Annotated in this window: 18 protein-coding genes, 1 pseudogene and 1 other annotated feature; of the genes and pseudogenes, 15 read left to right on the forward strand and 4 right to left on the reverse strand. The window is 35.9% G+C overall.

The genetic code is table 11. The features are described from left to right. Positions 1-12: 12 nt before the first annotated feature. The 4 genes from MHH45_RS21160 (at position 13) to MHH45_RS21175 (ending at position 6,914) form a co-directional block, all read left to right on the forward strand. The gene (locus MHH45_RS21160; protein WP_016116553.1) at positions 13-2,373 is read left to right on the forward strand and encodes an endonuclease MutS2; all 2,361 of its coding nucleotides are present in this window, start codon (positions 13-15) and stop codon (positions 2,371-2,373) included. 209 nt (positions 2,374-2,582) lie between these two features. After that, on the forward strand, positions 2,583-3,272 hold the full coding sequence (locus MHH45_RS21165; protein WP_016116552.1) for a 23S rRNA pseudouridine(2604) synthase RluF: 690 nt from the start codon (positions 2,583-2,585) through the stop codon (positions 3,270-3,272). A 96-nt stretch (positions 3,273-3,368) separates the two neighbouring features. Beyond that, positions 3,369-3,620 (forward strand) — a binding site (T-box leader). A 119-nt stretch (positions 3,621-3,739) separates the two neighbouring features. Then, positions 3,740-5,065: a branched-chain amino acid transport system II carrier protein BrnQ6 gene (brnQ6, locus tag MHH45_RS21170; protein WP_016116551.1), complete on the forward strand. Its 1,326-nt coding sequence runs from the start codon at positions 3,740-3,742 to the stop codon at positions 5,063-5,065. A gap of 649 nt (positions 5,066-5,714) precedes the next feature. Then, entirely contained in the window at positions 5,715-6,914 is a 1,200-nt protein-coding gene (locus MHH45_RS21175; RefSeq protein WP_088093814.1) for a class I SAM-dependent rRNA methyltransferase, read from the forward strand. A 93-nt stretch (positions 6,915-7,007) separates the two neighbouring features. On the opposite strand, the gene MHH45_RS21180 is transcribed toward MHH45_RS21175, so the two are convergent. Both MHH45_RS21180 and MHH45_RS21185 read right to left on the reverse strand, forming a co-directional pair. Next, a complete protein-coding gene (locus MHH45_RS21180) occupies positions 7,008-7,202 on the reverse strand; it encodes a YwbE family protein (protein WP_016116548.1) in 195 nt (64 codons plus the stop codon). Then, positions 7,203-7,376: a hypothetical protein gene (locus MHH45_RS21185; RefSeq protein WP_016116547.1), complete on the reverse strand. Its 174-nt coding sequence runs from the start codon at positions 7,374-7,376 to the stop codon at positions 7,203-7,205. It abuts the gene before it with no gap. Between the two features lie 170 nt (positions 7,377-7,546). Here MHH45_RS21185 and MHH45_RS21190 point away from each other — a divergent pair, with 170 nt between their 5' ends. The 8 genes from MHH45_RS21190 (at position 7,547) to MHH45_RS21225 (ending at position 13,828) form a co-directional block, all read left to right on the forward strand. After that, a complete protein-coding gene (locus MHH45_RS21190) occupies positions 7,547-8,239 on the forward strand; it encodes a response regulator transcription factor (RefSeq protein WP_016116546.1) in 693 nt (230 codons plus the stop codon). A 1-nt stretch (position 8,240) separates the two neighbouring features. After that, on the forward strand, positions 8,241-9,176 hold the full coding sequence (locus tag MHH45_RS21195) for a sensor histidine kinase (RefSeq protein WP_016116545.1): 936 nt from the start codon (positions 8,241-8,243) through the stop codon (positions 9,174-9,176). A gap of 253 nt (positions 9,177-9,429) precedes the next feature. Further along, positions 9,430-10,353 carry an ABC transporter ATP-binding protein gene (locus MHH45_RS21200; protein WP_033671547.1) on the forward strand — a complete coding sequence of 308 codons (924 nt, stop codon included), beginning with the start codon at positions 9,430-9,432 and terminating at the stop codon, positions 10,351-10,353. Continuing rightward, positions 10,346-11,026 (forward strand): ABC transporter permease, encoded by a 681-nt coding sequence (locus tag MHH45_RS21205; protein ID WP_088093815.1) that lies wholly within the window; start codon positions 10,346-10,348, stop codon positions 11,024-11,026. Before MHH45_RS21200 ends, MHH45_RS21205 begins: the two co-directional genes overlap by 8 nt. A 50-nt stretch (positions 11,027-11,076) precedes the next feature. Further along, positions 11,077-11,781 carry an ABC transporter permease gene (locus MHH45_RS21210; protein ID WP_016116542.1) on the forward strand — a complete coding sequence of 235 codons (705 nt, stop codon included), beginning with the start codon at positions 11,077-11,079 and terminating at the stop codon, positions 11,779-11,781. Between the two features lie 55 nt (positions 11,782-11,836). Beyond that, positions 11,837-12,709, forward strand: a complete 873-nt coding sequence (locus tag MHH45_RS21215; RefSeq protein ID WP_016116541.1) for a DUF4097 family beta strand repeat-containing protein — start codon at positions 11,837-11,839, stop codon at positions 12,707-12,709. Positions 12,710-12,841: 132 nt separating this feature from the next. Continuing rightward, positions 12,842-13,015, forward strand: coding sequence for a hypothetical protein (locus tag MHH45_RS21220; protein ID WP_016116540.1), 174 nt, complete (start codon positions 12,842-12,844; stop codon positions 13,013-13,015). Between the two features lie 117 nt (positions 13,016-13,132). Further along, positions 13,133-13,828 (forward strand): ABC transporter permease, encoded by a 696-nt coding sequence (locus MHH45_RS21225; RefSeq protein ID WP_016116539.1) that lies wholly within the window; start codon positions 13,133-13,135, stop codon positions 13,826-13,828. Between the two features lie 64 nt (positions 13,829-13,892). On the opposite strand, the pseudogene MHH45_RS21230 reads toward MHH45_RS21225, so the two are convergent. Both MHH45_RS21230 and MHH45_RS21235 read right to left on the reverse strand, forming a co-directional pair. After that, a pseudogene (locus tag MHH45_RS21230) lies at positions 13,893-13,982 on the reverse strand (spore coat protein C); the annotation flags it as partial. Between the two features lie 96 nt (positions 13,983-14,078). Continuing rightward, positions 14,079-14,582, reverse strand: a complete 504-nt coding sequence (locus MHH45_RS21235) for a DinB family protein (protein WP_016116538.1) — start codon at positions 14,580-14,582, stop codon at positions 14,079-14,081. A gap of 505 nt (positions 14,583-15,087) precedes the next feature. On the opposite strand from MHH45_RS21235, the gene MHH45_RS21240 reads away from it, so the two are divergent. The 3 genes from MHH45_RS21240 (at position 15,088) to MHH45_RS21250 (ending at position 18,264) form a co-directional block, all read left to right on the forward strand. Further along, entirely contained in the window at positions 15,088-16,773 is a 1,686-nt protein-coding gene (locus MHH45_RS21240; RefSeq protein WP_140385986.1) for a long-chain-fatty-acid--CoA ligase, read from the forward strand. A gap of 115 nt (positions 16,774-16,888) precedes the next feature. Beyond that, positions 16,889-17,476, forward strand: a complete 588-nt coding sequence (locus MHH45_RS21245) for a TetR/AcrR family transcriptional regulator (protein WP_018764425.1) — start codon at positions 16,889-16,891, stop codon at positions 17,474-17,476. A gap of 11 nt (positions 17,477-17,487) precedes the next feature. After that, positions 17,488-18,264: an enoyl-CoA hydratase gene (locus MHH45_RS21250; RefSeq protein ID WP_016116536.1), complete on the forward strand. Its 777-nt coding sequence runs from the start codon at positions 17,488-17,490 to the stop codon at positions 18,262-18,264. The last annotated feature ends 56 nt before the right edge of the window (positions 18,265-18,320 follow it).

Consider the following 18,320-nt stretch of genomic DNA (forward strand, 5'->3'; position numbering starts at 1 on the left):
GACAGGCAACTTATGTTAGAACGAACGTTGCGTGTATTAGAATATAACAAAGTAAAAGAACAATTACTTGAGCATGTTGCTTCTTCACTTGGTCGTGATAAAGTGAAGAGCCTTGTGCCAAGTACAGATTTTGAAGAAATTGTAGAAATGCAAGAGACAACGGATGAAGCAGCAAAAGTCATTCGCTTAAAAGGACATGTGCCGCTCGGTGGGATTTTTGATATTCGTCCAAATGTAAAACGTGCGAAAATTGGAAGTATGTTAAGCCCACATGAACTTCTTGATATTGCAAGTACGATGTATGGTAGCCGCCAAATGAAGCGATTTATTGAAGATATGGTCGATAATGGCGTAGAGCTTTCAATCTTAGAAACTTATGTGGCGCAAATTGTGTCTTTATATGATTTAGAAAAGAAAATTACAAGCTGCATTGGTGATGGTGGCGAAGTAGTTGATAGTGCCAGTGATAAACTGCGCGGCATTCGTAACCAAATCCGTACTGCGGAAAGCCGCATTCGTGAGAAACTTGAAAATATGACGCGATCTTCTAATGCACAGAAGATGCTATCAGATGCAATCGTAACAATCCGTAATGATCGCTATGTAATTCCTGTAAAACAGGAATACCGCGGTGTATATGGTGGTATTGTTCATGACCAATCGGCGTCTGGACAAACGTTATTTATTGAGCCACAAGTCATTGTAGAACTAAATAACGCATTGCAAGAAGCACGCGTGAAAGAAAAACAAGAAGTAGAGCGTATCTTAATGATGTTAACAGAAGAAGTAGCATTAGAAGCAGATACTGTATTAGCAAACGTAGAGGTTATTGCGAATCTTGATTTCATTTTTGCGAAAGCATTTTATGCAAAGCGAATAAAAGCTACAAAACCAATTGTAAATAATGAACGCTATATGGATTTAAGAAAAGCGCGTCATCCGCTTATCAACCCGGAAATTATTGTGCCAAACGATATTATGCTTGGTAAAGACTTCACAACAATCGTTATTACAGGTCCGAATACAGGTGGTAAGACAGTTACATTAAAAACAGTTGGTATCTGTGTATTAATGGCGCAATCTGGCCTTCATATTCCAGTGTTAGACGAATCAGAGATTTGTGTGTTTAAAAACATTTTTGCTGATATCGGTGATGAACAATCGATTGAACAAAGCTTAAGTACGTTCTCCTCACATATGGTGAACATTGTAGATATTTTAGAAAAAGCTGATTTTGAAAGCTTAGTATTATTCGATGAATTAGGTGCCGGAACAGACCCGCAAGAAGGGGCTGCGCTTGCCATTTCAATCTTAGATGAAGTATATAACCGCGGAGCGCGCGTTGTCGCAACAACGCATTATCCAGAGCTAAAAGCATATGGTTACAATCGTGAACAAGTTATTAACGCAAGTGTTGAGTTTGATGTAAATACATTAAGCCCAACGTATAAATTATTAATCGGTGTACCAGGACGCAGTAACGCTTTTGAAATTTCCAAACGCCTTGGATTATCTGATCGCGTGATTGACCGTGCTCGTAATCATATTAGTACAGACACGAATAAAATCGAAAATATGATTGCGAAGCTAGAAGAAAGTCAAAAAAATGCAGAGCGCGAATGGAACGAAGCAGAAGAGCATCGTAAACAATCTGAAAAACTTCATCGTGAATTACAGCGTCAAATCATTGAATTTAACGATGAGCGTGATGAGAGATTATTAAAAGCACAAAAAGAGGGCGAAGAAAAAGTAGAAGCTGCGAAAAAAGAAGCAGAAGGCATCATTCATGAACTGCGTCAATTGCGTAAAGCGCAGCTTGCAAACGTGAAAGATCATGAGCTCATTGAAGCGAAAAGTCGTCTAGAAGGGGCAGCGCCAGAGCTTGTGAAAAAACAAAAAGTAAAAGTGAAAAACACAGCGCCAAAACAACAATTGCGAGCAGGCGATGAAGTGAAAGTATTAACGTTCGGTCAAAAAGGACAGCTGCTGAAAAAAGTAAGCGATAATGAGTGGAACGTTCAAATTGGTATTCTGAAGATGAAAGTGAAAGAATCCGATATGGAGTACATTAATACGCCACAACCGGTTGAGAAGAAAGCAGTCGCGACTGTTAAGGGAAGAGACTATCACGTTTCCTTAGAGCTTGACCTTCGTGGCGAGCGTTTTGAAAATGCGATGATGCGCGTTGAAAAATATTTAGATGATGCACAGCTTGCGAACTATCCTCGCGTATCAATCATTCACGGTAAAGGAACAGGAGCACTTCGCCAAGGTGTACAAGATTACTTGAAGAAGCATCGCGGCGTGAAAAACTACCGTTACGGTGACATGGGCGAGGGAGGCCTAGGCGTAACAGTTGTCGAATTAAAATAGCACAAAACCAAGCAAAAGGGGAAACCATTATATGTTTATGGACAAACTTGCAAAAGTATTGTTAGCTTGTTGCGGAATATTTTTGGTGATTGGGGTTATTTATTTAGTGGTTTTTGCGAAGTAAAGGAGCGTCAATCTCGGCATCAGTATACCGCCTGAGATTGACGCTTTTTCTTTTCGGATAATCTATAAGAAAAAAGGAATATGACATGAAAATTAACCAATTTATAAGCGAAGCATTATCCTGCTCAAGGCGAGAAACAGACCGCCTTATTAAAGCGGACCGCGTGGAAATTAACGGTGAAGTGTGTACGCACGGTGCGATTGTTACGGAGAATGATATTGTAACGATTGATGGCAAAACGATTGAAAAAGAGGACAAAGAAAAAATCTACATTGCCTTCCATAAACCAGTTGGCATTACTTGTACAGCTGCGGATCATATTGAAGGGAATATCATCGAGTATATCAATCATCCCGAAAGAATCTTTCCAGTTGGCCGCTTAGATAAAGCGTCGGAAGGATTGATTTTGTTAATGAATGATGGAAGGATTGCCAATCAAATTTTACACGGAGATCATGAGCATGAAAAAGAATATATTGTAACGGTCGATAAGCCATTTACAGATTGGTTTATTGACGGAATGTCCCGTGGCGTGAAGATTAAAGATGGAATAACGAAGCAGTGTAAAGTGACACGAGTAAATAGTTCTACATTTCGAATTATTTTAACGCAAGGAATGAACAGACAAATTCGTCGAATGAGCCGTGCTTTTGGATATACAGTAACAAAACTGAAGCGTGTACGAATTATGAATATTAAGCTTGATGGATTAGAGGCTGGAGAGTGGCGGAATGTCACAGAGCAAGAGTTACAGGAATTATTGAAGCAGTTATAGTTGTTTTTCTGTGTTTATTTTAAAAAAAATAAAACTATTGATTTTTTTTAAAATAGCCCATATAATAAAAAACAACAATATTCGACAATATATTTTATAAAAGTAATGATGAGGACACGAGTTATTTTTTACGATTCTCAGAGAGGGAAGCCTTAGGCTGTGAGCTTCCTAATACGAAAAGATATACTTACCACCTCTAAACTTCAAGAGTGAACGGCGTGATGCATTGTAATTCTTGACGGATAAAACCGTTATCAATTTACACGAGCTATAAAATGAGTTTATTTCGTTATACATTCATTTTATTAGAATAAGGGTGGAACCACGATTTCAACACTCGTCCCTTTGTTAGGGACGGGTGTTTTTTGCGTTCTTTTATAGGGGAAGTAGGATTGAAAGAGGAAATGTAACGAGTTTTTATTTCTGAATATTTTGTCTATTTATTAATTTTTAGGAGGTAAATCAAAGTGAAATTATCTTTAAAGTTATCTGAGATGTTTGCAATAAGTTTAATGTTATTTGCGCTATTCTTCGGCGCAGGTAATATGATTTTCCCACCAGCGTTAGGACAAGGTGCTGGAACAGATGTATGGATTGCGTTGCTTGGTTTTATCATTACAGGGGTAGGACTTCCTTTACTAGGGGTTATTGTCATTGCTTTAAAAGGAGATATCAATGAATTAGCAGGTCGCGTACATCCGTTATTTGCACTTGTTTTTACAGTTGTGATTTATTTATGTTTAGGTGTATTCGTCAGCGTTCCGCGTACAGGAACGGTTGCTTATGAAATGGGAGTCGCTCCATTTTTATCAAGTTCAGTAGCGGGCCAAGCATATCCACTTGTTATCTTTACATTCATTTTCTTTGCAGTTACTTTCTATTTAGCATTAAACCCTTCAAAATTAGTAGGGCGCATCGGAAAAGTATTAACACCAATTTTATTAGCTGTCATTGCAATTATTGTTATTAAAGCACTTATTACACCAATTGGAGAGTTCGGTGCACCGACAGAAACATACAAAGATCCACTGTTTAAAGGATTTATTGATGGATATTTAACATTAGACGGATTAGCAGCACTTGTTTTCGGAAATGTGGTTATCAATGCTTTAAAAGGAAAAGGGATTACAAATAAGAAAAGTATTGCGAAAGTAACAATCTTTGCAGGGATTATTGCAGCACTTGGCTTACTTATCGTTTACTTAGCGCTCGCTTACCTTGGGGCTTCTAGTGTATCGCTTGGAGTGGGAGAAAACGGCGGTGTTATTTTAACAAACGTTGTTCATCATTTATTTGGAAATTACGGCATACTACTACTTGGGGTAGCAATTGCGGCTGCATGTTTAACAACTTCTGTTGGGATTGTCGCAGCTTGTGGAGATTTTTTCTCAGCACTACTACCAAAGCTGTCTTATCAAAAGGTTGTTTTTATCTTCTGCGTGTTAGCATTTATGGTAGCAAACCTAGGTTTAACACAATTAAATGCATTAGCATTACCAATCTTAATAGCAATCTATCCAATTGGAATCGTATTAATCATATTATCGCTAATTGAAAATTACCTTCGTATCCCGTTGGCAATGTATGTGGGTGGTATTATAGGAGCATTTGTTATTAGCTTTTTCGATGGATTAAATAATGCACACATTCAAATTGCAGCATTAGCGCCGATTTTAGAAAAAGTTCCGTTTTATAGTGTAGGGATTGGATGGTTAATTCCAGGAATGATCGGTATGTTTGTTGGGTATGTCGTTTCTGCTTTTCAAAAGGGAGAGGTTGTCGTCGAAAAATGAGGAAAAGAGACTTTCATGTAAAGGAAGTCTCTTTTTGATAGAAAAGCCTACACACACATTTATAGGGGGATTTATCCTGTATTACTGCCTGTAAAAGCCCGATTGGTGGGGGATGAAGAAAACCCTCACTGATGAAAGTTTCACGTTATCTAAATCTATTATTCATTGATGAAGGAGTTTTTGAACTAAAAAAGACTGTCATTTTATTAATCCTTGTTTGTAACACCTATTCGGTTATAATATCGTCGTTCAATAAAGTTTGAGGAGGATTGTACATTATGAATAAAATGCCAATTGTTCTCCATGATGATCCTTTTGTAGCCCAGTACATGAAGGGGAAAAATGGATTGCTACATTATGGTTTCGTGAAAAACCACAATATTTAAAATTAATTATTTGATTTTTGAGAGGAATGAAAATCCTTATTTATGTACAGGTTTTTTCCATTGGACAGTGCTCTAAGACTGATCTCTAGATAAGAGTCTCATCTTCTACATTGTATAAATATATAACGGTCGTGCTAGATGAAGAGCTAGTTGTACCCGCAAAGCAATAATATGGTATAGTGAAACGAGGCTGTTTTTTGAGCCTCGTTTTTTAAATGCTTCCTACTAAATAGAAAGCATTCAAATGGAAAGGAAGACATTACATGCGATCAGAAGTAACTGTAAAGATAAAACCGAAATTTATAAAAGAAATTAAAAGTGGCTATCCACTTATTTTAAAAGATGCAATTCAAAACTTAAATGATATACGTGAAGAGGGGCAAATCATCAAAATTGTTGATGAGAAGAACCAATTTCTTGGTAAAGGCTACTACGGAAAGCAAAATAAAGGATATGGCTGGGTTTTAACAAGAAAAGAGCAAGAGCATATTGATCAAGCTTTCTTTGAAAGAAAAATCAAATCGGCGCTACATAAACGAAAAGGTTTTTACAAAGCGAATGATACAACTGCATTTCGTGTTGTAAATGGTGAAGGTGATGGACTTGGCGGTTTAATCATTGATTATTATGACGGTTTTTATGTAATAAGCTGGTATAGCGAAGGGATTTATTCATTCAAAAATGAAATCATTGAGGCTCTTCAGAAAGTAGCAAACTTCAAAGGAATCTATCAGAAGAAGCGTTTTGATACAAAAGGAAAGTATATTGAAGACGATGATTTTGTTGCTGGAGAGCGCGGCGAGTTCCCAATCATCGTGAAAGAGAACGGTGTAAACTTTGCCGTGTATTTAAATGATGGTGCGATGGTTGGCGTATTCTTAGATCAGCGTAACGTTCGAAAACAAATTCGTGACACATACGCGAAAAGTAAAACAGTGTTAAATATGTTCTCTTATACAGGTGCTTTCTCTGTATTCGCAGCGCTTGGCGGAGCGACAAAAACAACAAGTGTTGATCTTGCGAATCGTAGTTTAAGTAAAACAATTGAACAATTTAGCGTGAACGGCATTGACTATGAAGCACAAGATATTATTGTAGAAGACGTTTTCCATTACTTTAAATACGCAGCGAAGAAACAGATGAAGTTTGGCATGGTTGTATTAGATCCACCAAGCTTTGCACGGTCTAAAAAATATACATTTAGTGCAGCAAAAGACTATAAAAACCTATTAAAAGAAACAATCGCCATTACAGAAAACAACGGTATTATCGTTGCTTCTACAAACTGCAGTACATTTGATATGAAAAAATTTAAAGGTTTTATTGATACAGCGTTCAAAGAAATGAATGGCAAATATAAAATATTAGAAGAACATTCTTTGCCAGAAGATTTCCGTACGATTGACCAATTTAAAGAAGGCGACTATTTAAAGGTTGTTTTTATTGAAAAAATTAAAGGATAATTAAAACATATCAGCATTTTGACAAAGGATATCGACTTACAGATAAAAAACGATATAAGAAAAGGAGCTCAATTTCAAAATGAGCTCCTTTTCCTATTGAACAATATGCTGCACTCTGCCAACTTGTCCGTCTTGTAAGCGCACTTTAATGCCGTGTGGATGAGACGATGAATTTGTCAAAATATCTTTTACAATCCCTCGAGTGAGTGTGCCAGTACGTTGATCTTTCTTTAAGACAATGTCAACTTCAAGACCTGGTGAAATGTTAGCTCGTTTTTGCCCGTTCATTTACACACCTGTACGTCTACGTTGGTTGTTTGTTTTCTTTGTTTGTTGATTTTGTAATTTTTTCGTTGCTTGACTTTGATTTGCAGTATTTGATCCGTTTCCATTTCCTTGCTTTTTCTTTGCAAGTTGTTCGCGCATTAAATCAGCTAAGCTTACTTTTTTATTTTCTGACATGGTAAAACTCCTTTATATTAGGTTAATTGTAAACAATAGTTGTGAGTTCCATCATAACATTGTTATGAAAAGAAATGAAGTCGGATTGAATTTTCATATAATTCTTTTCACCTTTATCGACTTCAGTTACAATTAAATTGTTAATGTTTGTAAAAAAAGGGGATAGAAGCATGTCACATCATATTTTACTCGTGGAAGATGATAGCGCGATTCAAGAAATGGTCGAGAAATATTTAATCAAAGAGGGCTTTCAAATAACAATTGCATCCGATGGAGAAGAAGGAGTTCTCACATTTCTAAAAGGCTCATTTGATTTAATCATTCTCGATATCATGATGCCAAAGCTAGACGGATTAGAAGTTGTGAGAATCATTCGCGAAAAAAGTGCTGTGCCGATTTTAATGATGTCCGCAAAAGATACGGATGTGGATAAGGCGGTCGGTTTAGGACTTGGAGCAGATGACTACATCTGTAAACCATTTTCTATGATTGAACTGGCAGCTCGGGTAAAGGCAAGCATTCGAAGATCTACAAAGTATTCAGCCACGGAGCAGAAAGAAGAAACGATTGAGATTGGTGATTTAAAAATTGATCTGATCAATTTCACTGTGCAAAAAAAAGAAAAACAGCTAAAACTGACTTTGAAAGAATTTGAGATTTTAAAACTATTTGTGAAGAATCAAAATCGTGTATTTACAAAAGCACAAATCTATAACCTGATTTGGAATGAAGAATATTATGGTGATGATAACGTGATTAATGTTCACATGAGACGGTTGCGTGAGAAGATTGAAGATGATCCTTCTAATCCAGAATATATTAAAACATTATGGGGCATTGGCTATAAGTTGGAAGTGATGTAGTATGATCTCTCTTTTAACGATCGTTATCTTCATATTATTAGGTGTTATTTATTTTCAATATAGAATACAGAAAAGTAAAAGTGCAAATGTACGCTATACATATGAAAAGTTACAGGATATTGTAAAGCAGCAAACAGGTGAGAAATTATTAGTTGTGACGGATGATAAAGAACTGCAAAAATTATTAGTAGCAATTAATCATTTATTAGATGCGAAACAAAAAACGAATGCTGATCATGCGAAGGTTGAAATTTCGATGAGAAAGATGCTTTCTAACATTTCACATGACTTAAAAACACCGCTCACTGTTATTCTTGGATATACAGAAATGTTAAATACAGATAAAACGATGAATAAAGAGGAACAACAAGCATTGCTAGAAAAGGTACATTTGAAAACACTCGAAGTCATGGAACTCATTCATAAATTCTTTGATTTGGCAAAGTTAGAGTCTGGAGATAAAGCAATCGAAATGACAAAGGTAAACATGAATGAAGTGTGCCGAGAAAAGATTTTATCCTTTTATGATTTATTGACGACGAAAGGGTTTGAGGTGCATATTGATATACCTGAGAAGAATGTGTATGCACTTGGAAATGCAGAAGTACTAGGTAGGGTGTTAAATAATTTAATATCCAATGCGATTGCGTATGGATATGGCGGAAAAACACTCGGTATTACATTAAGAGAAGATGATAGGTGCGTGTATGTTGAGGTATGGGACCGCGGGAAAGGAATTGATGAATCTCATATTGATAAAGTATTTGAACGCATGTATACGCTAGAGGATTCAAGGAACCGATTGTATCAAGGAAGCGGCCTTGGGCTTACGATTACAAAACGATTGGTAGAAGCTTTAGGCGGAGAAATTCATCTTTCCAGTACGCCGTATGAGAAAACAATATTTACAATTATGCTGAAAAAAATAGAGTTTTAGCTTGTAGAAAAGAGTATTCTACAAGCTTTTTTTGAACGTAAGGAATTTGTAAGGAATGGGTAAGAAAAAAGAGACTTTCATTGTCTATGATATAAAGTGAAACTTCCATCAGTGGGGAGGCTTTATCCCCCACTGATGGTTAGTTGAACCAATCGGGCATTTACGGGCAGTTTTATCTTCCTTCGAGTTAGGGAAATCTTACTGCCCGTTAATGCGGGGGAAGTATGAAGTGAAAGCGAAAGGGGAAAATGATATGTCCTATGTATTAAAAACAAATCAGTTAACAAAAGTATTTGAGGGGAAAGAAGTGATTTCTGGGGTTAATATGCATGTGAAAAAAGGAGAAATCTATGGCTTTTTAGGACCGAATGGTGCTGGTAAAACAACGATTATGAAGATGATTACCAATTTAATAAAACCAACGAGTGGGGATATTGAAATTTTCGGTGAGAAATTAACCGATACATCTTATGACGTGTTAAAACGAATGGGAACAATTATTGAATATCCAATCTTTTATGACAAATTAACAGCTAAAGAAAATTTATATTTACATTGTGAATATATGGGTTATTACGACAAGAAGGAGATTGAGCATGCATTAGATCTTGTCAATTTACACAACGTGGAGAATAAAAAAGTAAAAGATTTTTCACTGGGGATGAAGCAAAGGTTAGGAATTGCCAGAGCAATTTTGACAAAACCGGAGCTATTAATTTTAGACGAACCAATCAACGGTTTAGATCCAATCGGTATTAGAGAACTGCGCGACTTATTTAAAATGCTTTGCAAAGAATATGGAATTACTCTATTAGTTTCTAGTCATATTTTAGGTGAAATGGAGCAGATGGCAGATACAATTGGGGTCATTCAAAATGGAAAATTAATAAAAGAAGTTTCTATGAAAAGTATTAATGGTAAGCAAACAGAGTATATTGAAATTCAAGTTCAAGATGTGAAACGAGCAGCTTATGTTTTAGAAAATAAACTACGTATAACAAACTACAAAATTATGAGTGAGAGTATGATTCGCGTGTATGAAGTGACAGCGACGCAGCAAGCGATTTCTAAAGCGCTCATCATGAATGACGTAGAAATTGAAAGTATAAACAAAAAGCATAGTTCATTAGAAGAATATTTCTTGAATCTCGTGAATGGAGAGGGGATCCATGCTTAATTTAATGAGACTTGAGCTTATGAAATTTAAGTTGTGGCCGGTTATTAGAGGGGCATTCCTTGCAACTTTTATTATTTCTATACTTATTTCATTAATTATGTTTGATGGAGAAGTGAATAGTTATGATAGTGCATTTCAATTGATTGATCGTTTTCCACGAGCGGCATTTATGATTTTTGGAGCAAGTTTAATTGCCAAATTTATTATTCAAGAGTTTCAAAATAAGACGATGACGGTTATGTTCATGTACCCGATTAATCGTAAAAAAATGATGGCAGCAAAAATGCTTATCGTTATTTTGTTTACTTTATGCGCAATTATCATTTCAGAAATTATCATATTTAGTTTCGTTTATGTTGTGAATATATATTATCCAGTTATTACTGAACCATTAATGATATCTATTTTAGCCGAGAACGCGGTCAAATTATTTGTAAATGCATTAGCGACAACAGGAATTAGTTTAATCCCACTTTACTTCGGAATGAAAAAGTATTCAGTTCGGACAACATTCGTATCCGCAATTATTATCGTATGTTTAGTTACTGCTAGTTTGAATGGGGAAATTTCGGTTTTTGATTTTATCGTAATTCCCATTACATTAGCTTGTGTTGGTCTGTTGATTGCTTATATGGCAATAAGAAAAATCGAACAGGTAGATTTGTTTCAATAAGGTGAATCTAGAAAAATACGTCTTAAATCATATTAATGGAGGCAGTTAACATGTTTAAACTAATGAAGCTAGAATGGAGAAAACATCACTTATCTGGTTACTTTAGAGGAGTCGCAATTTGTATTGTAGCAATCTTTGCCGCAGTTGGTCTTATGGCATGGGGTTCTAAAGTTGATAGTGATTTAATGTTTACGGATTATGCGGGATTTATGTCTTTAGCGAATATTTTTATTAGAGTAACATTTATCATTTTTTCAGCTGTCATTTTATCACGTTTAGTCATTGATGAATACAGGAGTAAAACAATGCAATTATTATTTACCTATCCATTACAACGAAAAAAAATCATGCAAGCAAAGTTAGCAATTGTTTTTGGATTTTGTTTTTGCAGCATAATTGTTACTACTTTTATGATCAATGTGTTAACTTTCTTCTTAAATCCAATGATAGGATTCTTTGAAACACCTGTTACTATGGATCAAATCATTGCTACCATTCCAGCTACTTTTCTTAGCGCATTTATGATGGCTGGAATCAGCTTAGTTCCCTTATATTTTGGTATGAGAAAAAAGTCAACTCCTACAACGATTACGTCATCTATATTAATTGGACTATTGATTAATTCAACTGTTTCTAATGGGGAATTACAGATTAGTTTGTTTGACTTCATTGTAGTACCAATTGCATTTTGTCTATTAGGTCTTACAATTGGCTATCTTTCGTATCATAAAGTTGACAAAATGGATGTGGCTTAAATAAAGATAAGATCATGAATAATGCGTAGATTTAAAATGAACTGGGGAATAAAGAGTGAAGAAAATTATATTAGCTTCTATTTTAATGATTGTAATTGTTGGAGTAGCTTTTAGTCTCAAAGAAGTAGGGACAAAGAGTTTTGAAAAAGAAATCTCCTTTGCAGTAGATAGTGTGGAAGAAATAGAAATAAATAACGAAGATTGGGATGTTGAATTCAAAAATACGGAATCAAAAAAAATAACAATCACAGTTGAAGGAAAACAAAAAGATAAGAAAAATGATCCTGTAACAATTAAAAATGATGGGGAGAAAATTGTAGTTAGTCAGAAAGAGAAAAAGGAAGGTTTTTGGGGAGGATTCAGTTTTGGAAAGAACGGTACTATTTATATTTCCATCCCCAAAAATGGAGTAGGTACGATTAAATTGAATAATAGCTCTGGTGATATAAAAATGAATGATATAACGACTAAAAATATTGTATTTTCAAACGTCTCTGGTTCTGAAAAGATCGTAGGACTATCAGCAGAAAAAGGTATGTTTACATCAAAAACTGGGGAACTAAGTTTAAAAGATAGTTCATTAAAAGAACTATTCGTATCTTCTACTACTGGTGATAGCTATATGACAAATGTGAACGGCAATAATATGAAAATCACTTCAACAGATGGTGAAGTATCAATTAAAGATATAAAAGAAGGAAAAACATTACTTGTAGAAACAAAGTCAGGAGATATTGAGGTGTCTTATAAAGAAATTCCTACTTCATTAAAGCTTACTGCTAACAGTAATTCATCTGATATAGCAGTGAATTTAAATGGATTTAACAAAAAAACGAATACGGAAAAATCAAAAGAAGGCACGATTGGTGATGCATTAAATACACTAGAGCTCTTAAGCAAAAAAGGAACTATAAATATAAATTCATAACTTTGATTTTCTTGGATTTACTCATGAATCAATACGTATGAGAATGCCAGTGATTTACTCTATACTAAGTGCTGTTTTGATAGGAATAGCAACAGTGTTCAGAATAATAAATGCAATTAGGGAGGAATGGTTATGGATTTACTGGTACTTAATATAGTCGGTGGGTTTATAGCACTTTTAATAGGAGGAATCTTATATTACAGAAATCCAAAGCAGAAGGTTTTTTTGCTTTTAATGGCAATAGGGATAGTAAGCGTCATTATAACTGGAATTAGAATGTTTTTAAAATACATGATTAATTGCTAAGTTTTATCGTTATTCCAATTATATTAGTTTGTATTGACCTACTTGTTGCTTATATGCCAGTAAGAAAGATCGAATCGATTTGTTAAATAAACATAGATGAACTAGGGAGGGAATGAAATGCTGCAACTCATGAAGCTAGAAATGAAGAAATTTAAGCTTGGGTGGTATGTGAAGGGTACGATTATCGCAAATATATTGATGGTTGCGCTTTTGTTTTTTGTAGGCTATGTGTCACAAATTGAAGGAGGTTTAGAACTAAGAAATTCTCAAATGATGCTTTTAATGGCTAGTACAATGGTGAGAGGAACATTTATTGTCTTTGCAGGAGTATTAATTGCAAAATTAGTAATTGAAGAATATAAAAACAGAACAATATTGCTCATGTTTTCGTATCCGATTAATCGAAAAAAAATCATCGCTAGTAAGTTATTAATTACAGCAATGCTAACCTTTATAACAGTTGTATTATCTAACATTTTTGTAGTAAGTGTTTTCTTTATGTTAAATAGCTATATGTTAGTTATTCCGAATACAATAACGATAGATGCGTTGATTCAAGAAAGTATAAAAGTGGTTCCTTTTGCCATTGCAGCTGCAGGAACAAGTTTAATTCCGTTATACTTTGGTATGCGTAAATATTCTGTACCAACAACAATTCTCTCTTCCTTAGTTGTTGTGGCGATTGCATGTCAAAATCAACCAGAGTTTTCACCAGCGACCTTTCTCCCGCTTCAATTCGCGCTTGCAGCTATTGGGATTATAATTGCTTATTATGGGATTAAAAATATTGAGAACGAAGATATAGCAGCGTGACCAAAAGAAGTAAAAAAGAGTTAGCATGACGCTAGCTCTTTTTTACTTCTATGTTTTAGCCGTATTACTTTGTAATTTTAGAATGTTGACTTAAATACTCCTGAACTTCTGGAGAAATGTCAAAGCGGTTCGGTCCTTTATACTCGATAATAAAGTAATCGTTGTATAGAAAATAGTTTCACATGAAACAAGTTACAGAAAAAGACAAGGTATTTAGTCTCCTTGTCTTATTTAGCATTATAACATACTGCTACATTTTCGGAGCTTCCATACCAGTAGCATCCCATTCTTCTTTTGTAGGTCCATAAATACCCGGAACTTTCAAGCCAGCTTGGCGCATTAAAACAGTCATTTGACCGCGGTGATGGTTTTGATGGTTAATGAGAGTCATTAAAAATATAGAATTCGGCATGGGACGTCCAAAGAAATCGTTAATTGTTGTTAAATCTTGATCGGTCCACTGCGTTTGAATTGCTTCAACAAAAGCTGTGTTTACTTTACGGTAATTTTCTGCAATCGTCTTTGCGGAAGTTGGTACAGGAGAATCTTTTGTTTCCTCCTCAAACTGTAAACCTGTCCCTGACAGCATTACTGGAATCGCGGTGACGATATGCCAAGCAACTCTACCTAAAGTCCAATGACCAGGTGCAATCTCTTGAGTCAGCGATTCATCCGTTAATGCATCCAATACCTTTTGCGTAGAATCAGCCTCGTATTTCCACGTTTTTAAAAAGCCTTCAATTGTTTGATACATTTTATCCCCCCTATGGTTACATTCATAGGGTAAATTCGTGAAAGGAGGAGGTTTTTCCTTTGATAATATCCAACAGTTTAAAGTACTACTAAAAGATGTGGATGGTAAAGAGGTAGTAATTGATTTGGTGCGAGAAGAGAAAAATAAAAAATAGTGCATAAAAGGGGGAAGGCTTCTAAATGATGAGGAAGCCTTCCTTTTTCATACATTAGATAGATCAACTGAATTTAGATTATACAATCAAGACAAAAAATATAAGCCGAAAGAGAAAAAAGCTGTATGTAATAAATATTAGAATGTACATCTTGGCTCCCCTATACAATTAGAATAGATGCAAAAGATCTTGTAGGAGGGCTAGTACATATAGGGTGAGATTATAAATGAATAGTTGTGTAAGAGTCAGAATATTATGATTGTAACACTGTTATGACTATAATATAATGAAAATAATCATCATGAATGGACATTCATTTTATTTGTGTAAGAACAGGAAGGAGGAATGGGAATGGAGAAACCTTGGTTACAAAATTATCCAAAGGAAATTCCACATACAATTTCTAATGATATGCGGCCGCTCCATGTATATTTACAGCAGATGTCTTCTCGGTACCCAGAAAAGAAAGCGCTTCATTTTTTAGGGAAAGATATTACATTTGCAGTGTTAGATCGTAAGGTGATACAATTTGCAAATTACCTTAAAAGGCTTGGTGTGAAAAAAGGTGACCGAGTTGCGATTATGTTACCAAATTGTCCGCAAGCTGTGATTGGATATTATGGTACGTTACTTGTAGGTGGTATAGTGGTACAAACAAATCCCCTTTATACAGAGAGGGAGTTAGAATATCAGCTCCATGATTCCGGGGCGAAAGTTATTCTTTGTGTTGACCTAGTTTTTCCGAAAGTCACCAATGTTCAATCTGCTACAAAGGTGGAGCACGTTATTGTAACCCGCATTGCTGACTTTTTGCCATTTCCAAAAAATTTACTCTATCCAGTTGTACAAAAGAAGCAAAGCAACCTGGTTGTAACAGTAACGGAAAGTGATACGATTCATGTTTGGAAATCGGTAGAAAAAGAAAGTGATGAAATGGTAGAAGTGCCGTGTGACCCTGAAAATGATTTAGCACTCTTACAATATACTGGAGGTACGACAGGTTTTCCGAAAGGAGTTATGTTAACACACAAAAACCTTGTATCGAATACACTGATGGGTGTGCATTGGCTATATAACTGTACAGAGGGAGAGGAAGTCATTCTCGGTGTTCTTCCATTTTTTCATGTGTATGGAATGACTGCTGTAATGAATTTGGCTATTATGCAAGGGTATAAAATGGTACTGGTTCCGAAGTTTGATATGAAAATGGTGTTTGAAGCGATTAAAAAACATAAAGTTACACTATTTCCGGGAGCTCCAACAATTTATATTGCCCTTTTAAATAGTCCTCTACTTCGGGAATATGATATTTCTTCGATTCGGGCTTGTATTAGTGGCTCTGCCCCACTTCCAGTAGAGGTACAAGAGAAATTTGAAAAGATTACAGGCGGTAAGCTGGTAGAAGGATATGGACTCACAGAATCATCTCCAGTTACACACGGCAATTTCTTATGGAAAAAACGTGTGCCGGGAAGTATTGGTGTTCCGTGGCCAGATACAGATGCACGCATTATGTCACTTGAAACAGGAGAATATTTGCCACCCGGTGAGATTGGTGAAATTGTAGTGAAGGGCCCGCAAGTGATGAAAGGATACTGGAATAAGCCTGAGGAAACAGCAGCGGTATTACAGGACGGGTGGTTACACACAGGTGATATTGGGTATATGGATGAAGAGGGTTTTTTCTATGTGAAAGATCGCAAGAAAGACATGATTGTTGCCAGCGGATTCAATGTTTATCCGCGCGAAGTGGAAGAAGTATTATATGAGCATGAAAAAGTGCAGGAAGTGGTTACGATTGGTGTTCCAGATCCGTATCGCGGTGAGACTGTGAAAGCTTTTGTTGTGCTAAAAGAAGGAGAAGTTTGTTCTGAAGAAGAGTTAGATCAATTTGCTCGTAAATATTTGGCTGCTTATAAAGTCCCAAAAGTATATGAGTTTCGGAGCGAGTTACCAAAAACAACAGTAGGGAAGATTTTACGCCGTGTCCTTATAGATGAAGAACAGAAGAAGAAAGAGGATGAGAAGACGGGCTAAAGGCCCTTTCTTTTTGAAAATATAGGATATAGGATTGACATTTTTTTAAATAGTCAGTATTATATGAAATATGAATGACCACTCATTCAGTCATCTTCTTGAAGGGGACAGTAAAGTGAAAAAAAATCGACCAAAATATAACCAAATTATTGATGCTGCGGTTATTGTGATTGCAGAAAATGGATACCATCAAGCGCAAGTTTCTAAAATTGCAAAGCAAGCTGGTGTTGCTGATGGAACTATTTATTTATATTTTAAAAATAAAGAAGATATATTAATATCCTTATTCCAAGAGAAGATGGGAGAATTTATAGAAAAAATTCGCCAAAAAACAGCAGGAATTGAAAGCGCTGTAGCGAAGTTATTTATGTTGGTAGAAACGCACTTCTTGCTGTTGTCACAAAATGATCCTCTTGCTATTGTCACGCAACTAGAGCTTCGTCAATCCAACCAAGAGTTACGCCTCAAAATAAATGAAGTATTAAAAGGATACTTACAAGTCATCGATGAGATTTTGGAAACAGGTATAAGACAAGGAGAATTCCAAGCGGATTTAAATGTTCGCGTAGCAAGACAAATGATCTTCGGAACAGTAGATGAAGTTGTGACCAATTGGGTAATGAGCGATCATAAATATGATTTGGTCGCACTTTCAAAAACGGTACATGGGCTGCTTATTTCAGCTTGTGGTTATCGTCAATAATGGGAGGGATCATGTTGAAATTCCTATCTGTAACAGTAGAAGACCATATTGCGGTGGCAACGTTAAATCATCCACCAGCTAATGCGATGTCTTCACAAGTTATGCATGACGTTACTGAGCTAATTGATCAAGTCGAAAAGGATGAAAATATCCGCGTTGTTGTTCTTCATGGTGAAGGCCGCTTCTTTTCAGCAGGAGCAGATATTAAAGAGTTTACTTCTGTTGAGGAAGCGAAACAAGCAACAGAGTTAGCACAGCTTGGACAAGTTACGTTTGAGCGTGTTGAAAAGTGCTCAAAACCAATCATTGCGGCAATTCATGGAGCGGCACTTGGCGGTGGCCTTGAATTCGCTATGTCTTGCCACATGCGCTTTGCAACTGAAAGTGCAAAGCTTGGTTTACCAGAGCTAACGCTTGGACTTATTCCTGGCTTTGCAGGTACACAGCGTTTGCCACGCTATGTTGGTAAAGCGAAGGCTTGTGAAATGATGCTAACAAGTACACCAATTACAGGTGCACAGGCATTAGAATGGGGACTTGTTAACGGCGTGTTCTCAGAAGAAATACTTTTAGAAGAGACTCTCAAAATCGCAAAACAAATTGCTGGCAAAAGCCCAGCGACAACTCGTGCTGTGTTAGAGCTATTACAAACAACAAAATCATCTCATTATTATGAAGGTGTACAGCGTGAGGCACAAATATTTGGTGAAGTGTTTACGAGTGAAGATGGAAGAGAAGGTGTAGCGGCATTCTTAGAAAAACGCAAACCTTCATTTAGTGGCAGGTAGTTCAAATTATTTTTTTAATATAAATTAACGGAATATTAAAATTGATAGAATCTTTC

Source organism: Bacillus sp. FSL K6-0042, assembly GCF_038006685.1.
Taxonomy (GTDB): domain Bacteria; phylum Bacillota; class Bacilli; order Bacillales; family Bacillaceae_G; genus Bacillus_A; species Bacillus_A pseudomycoides.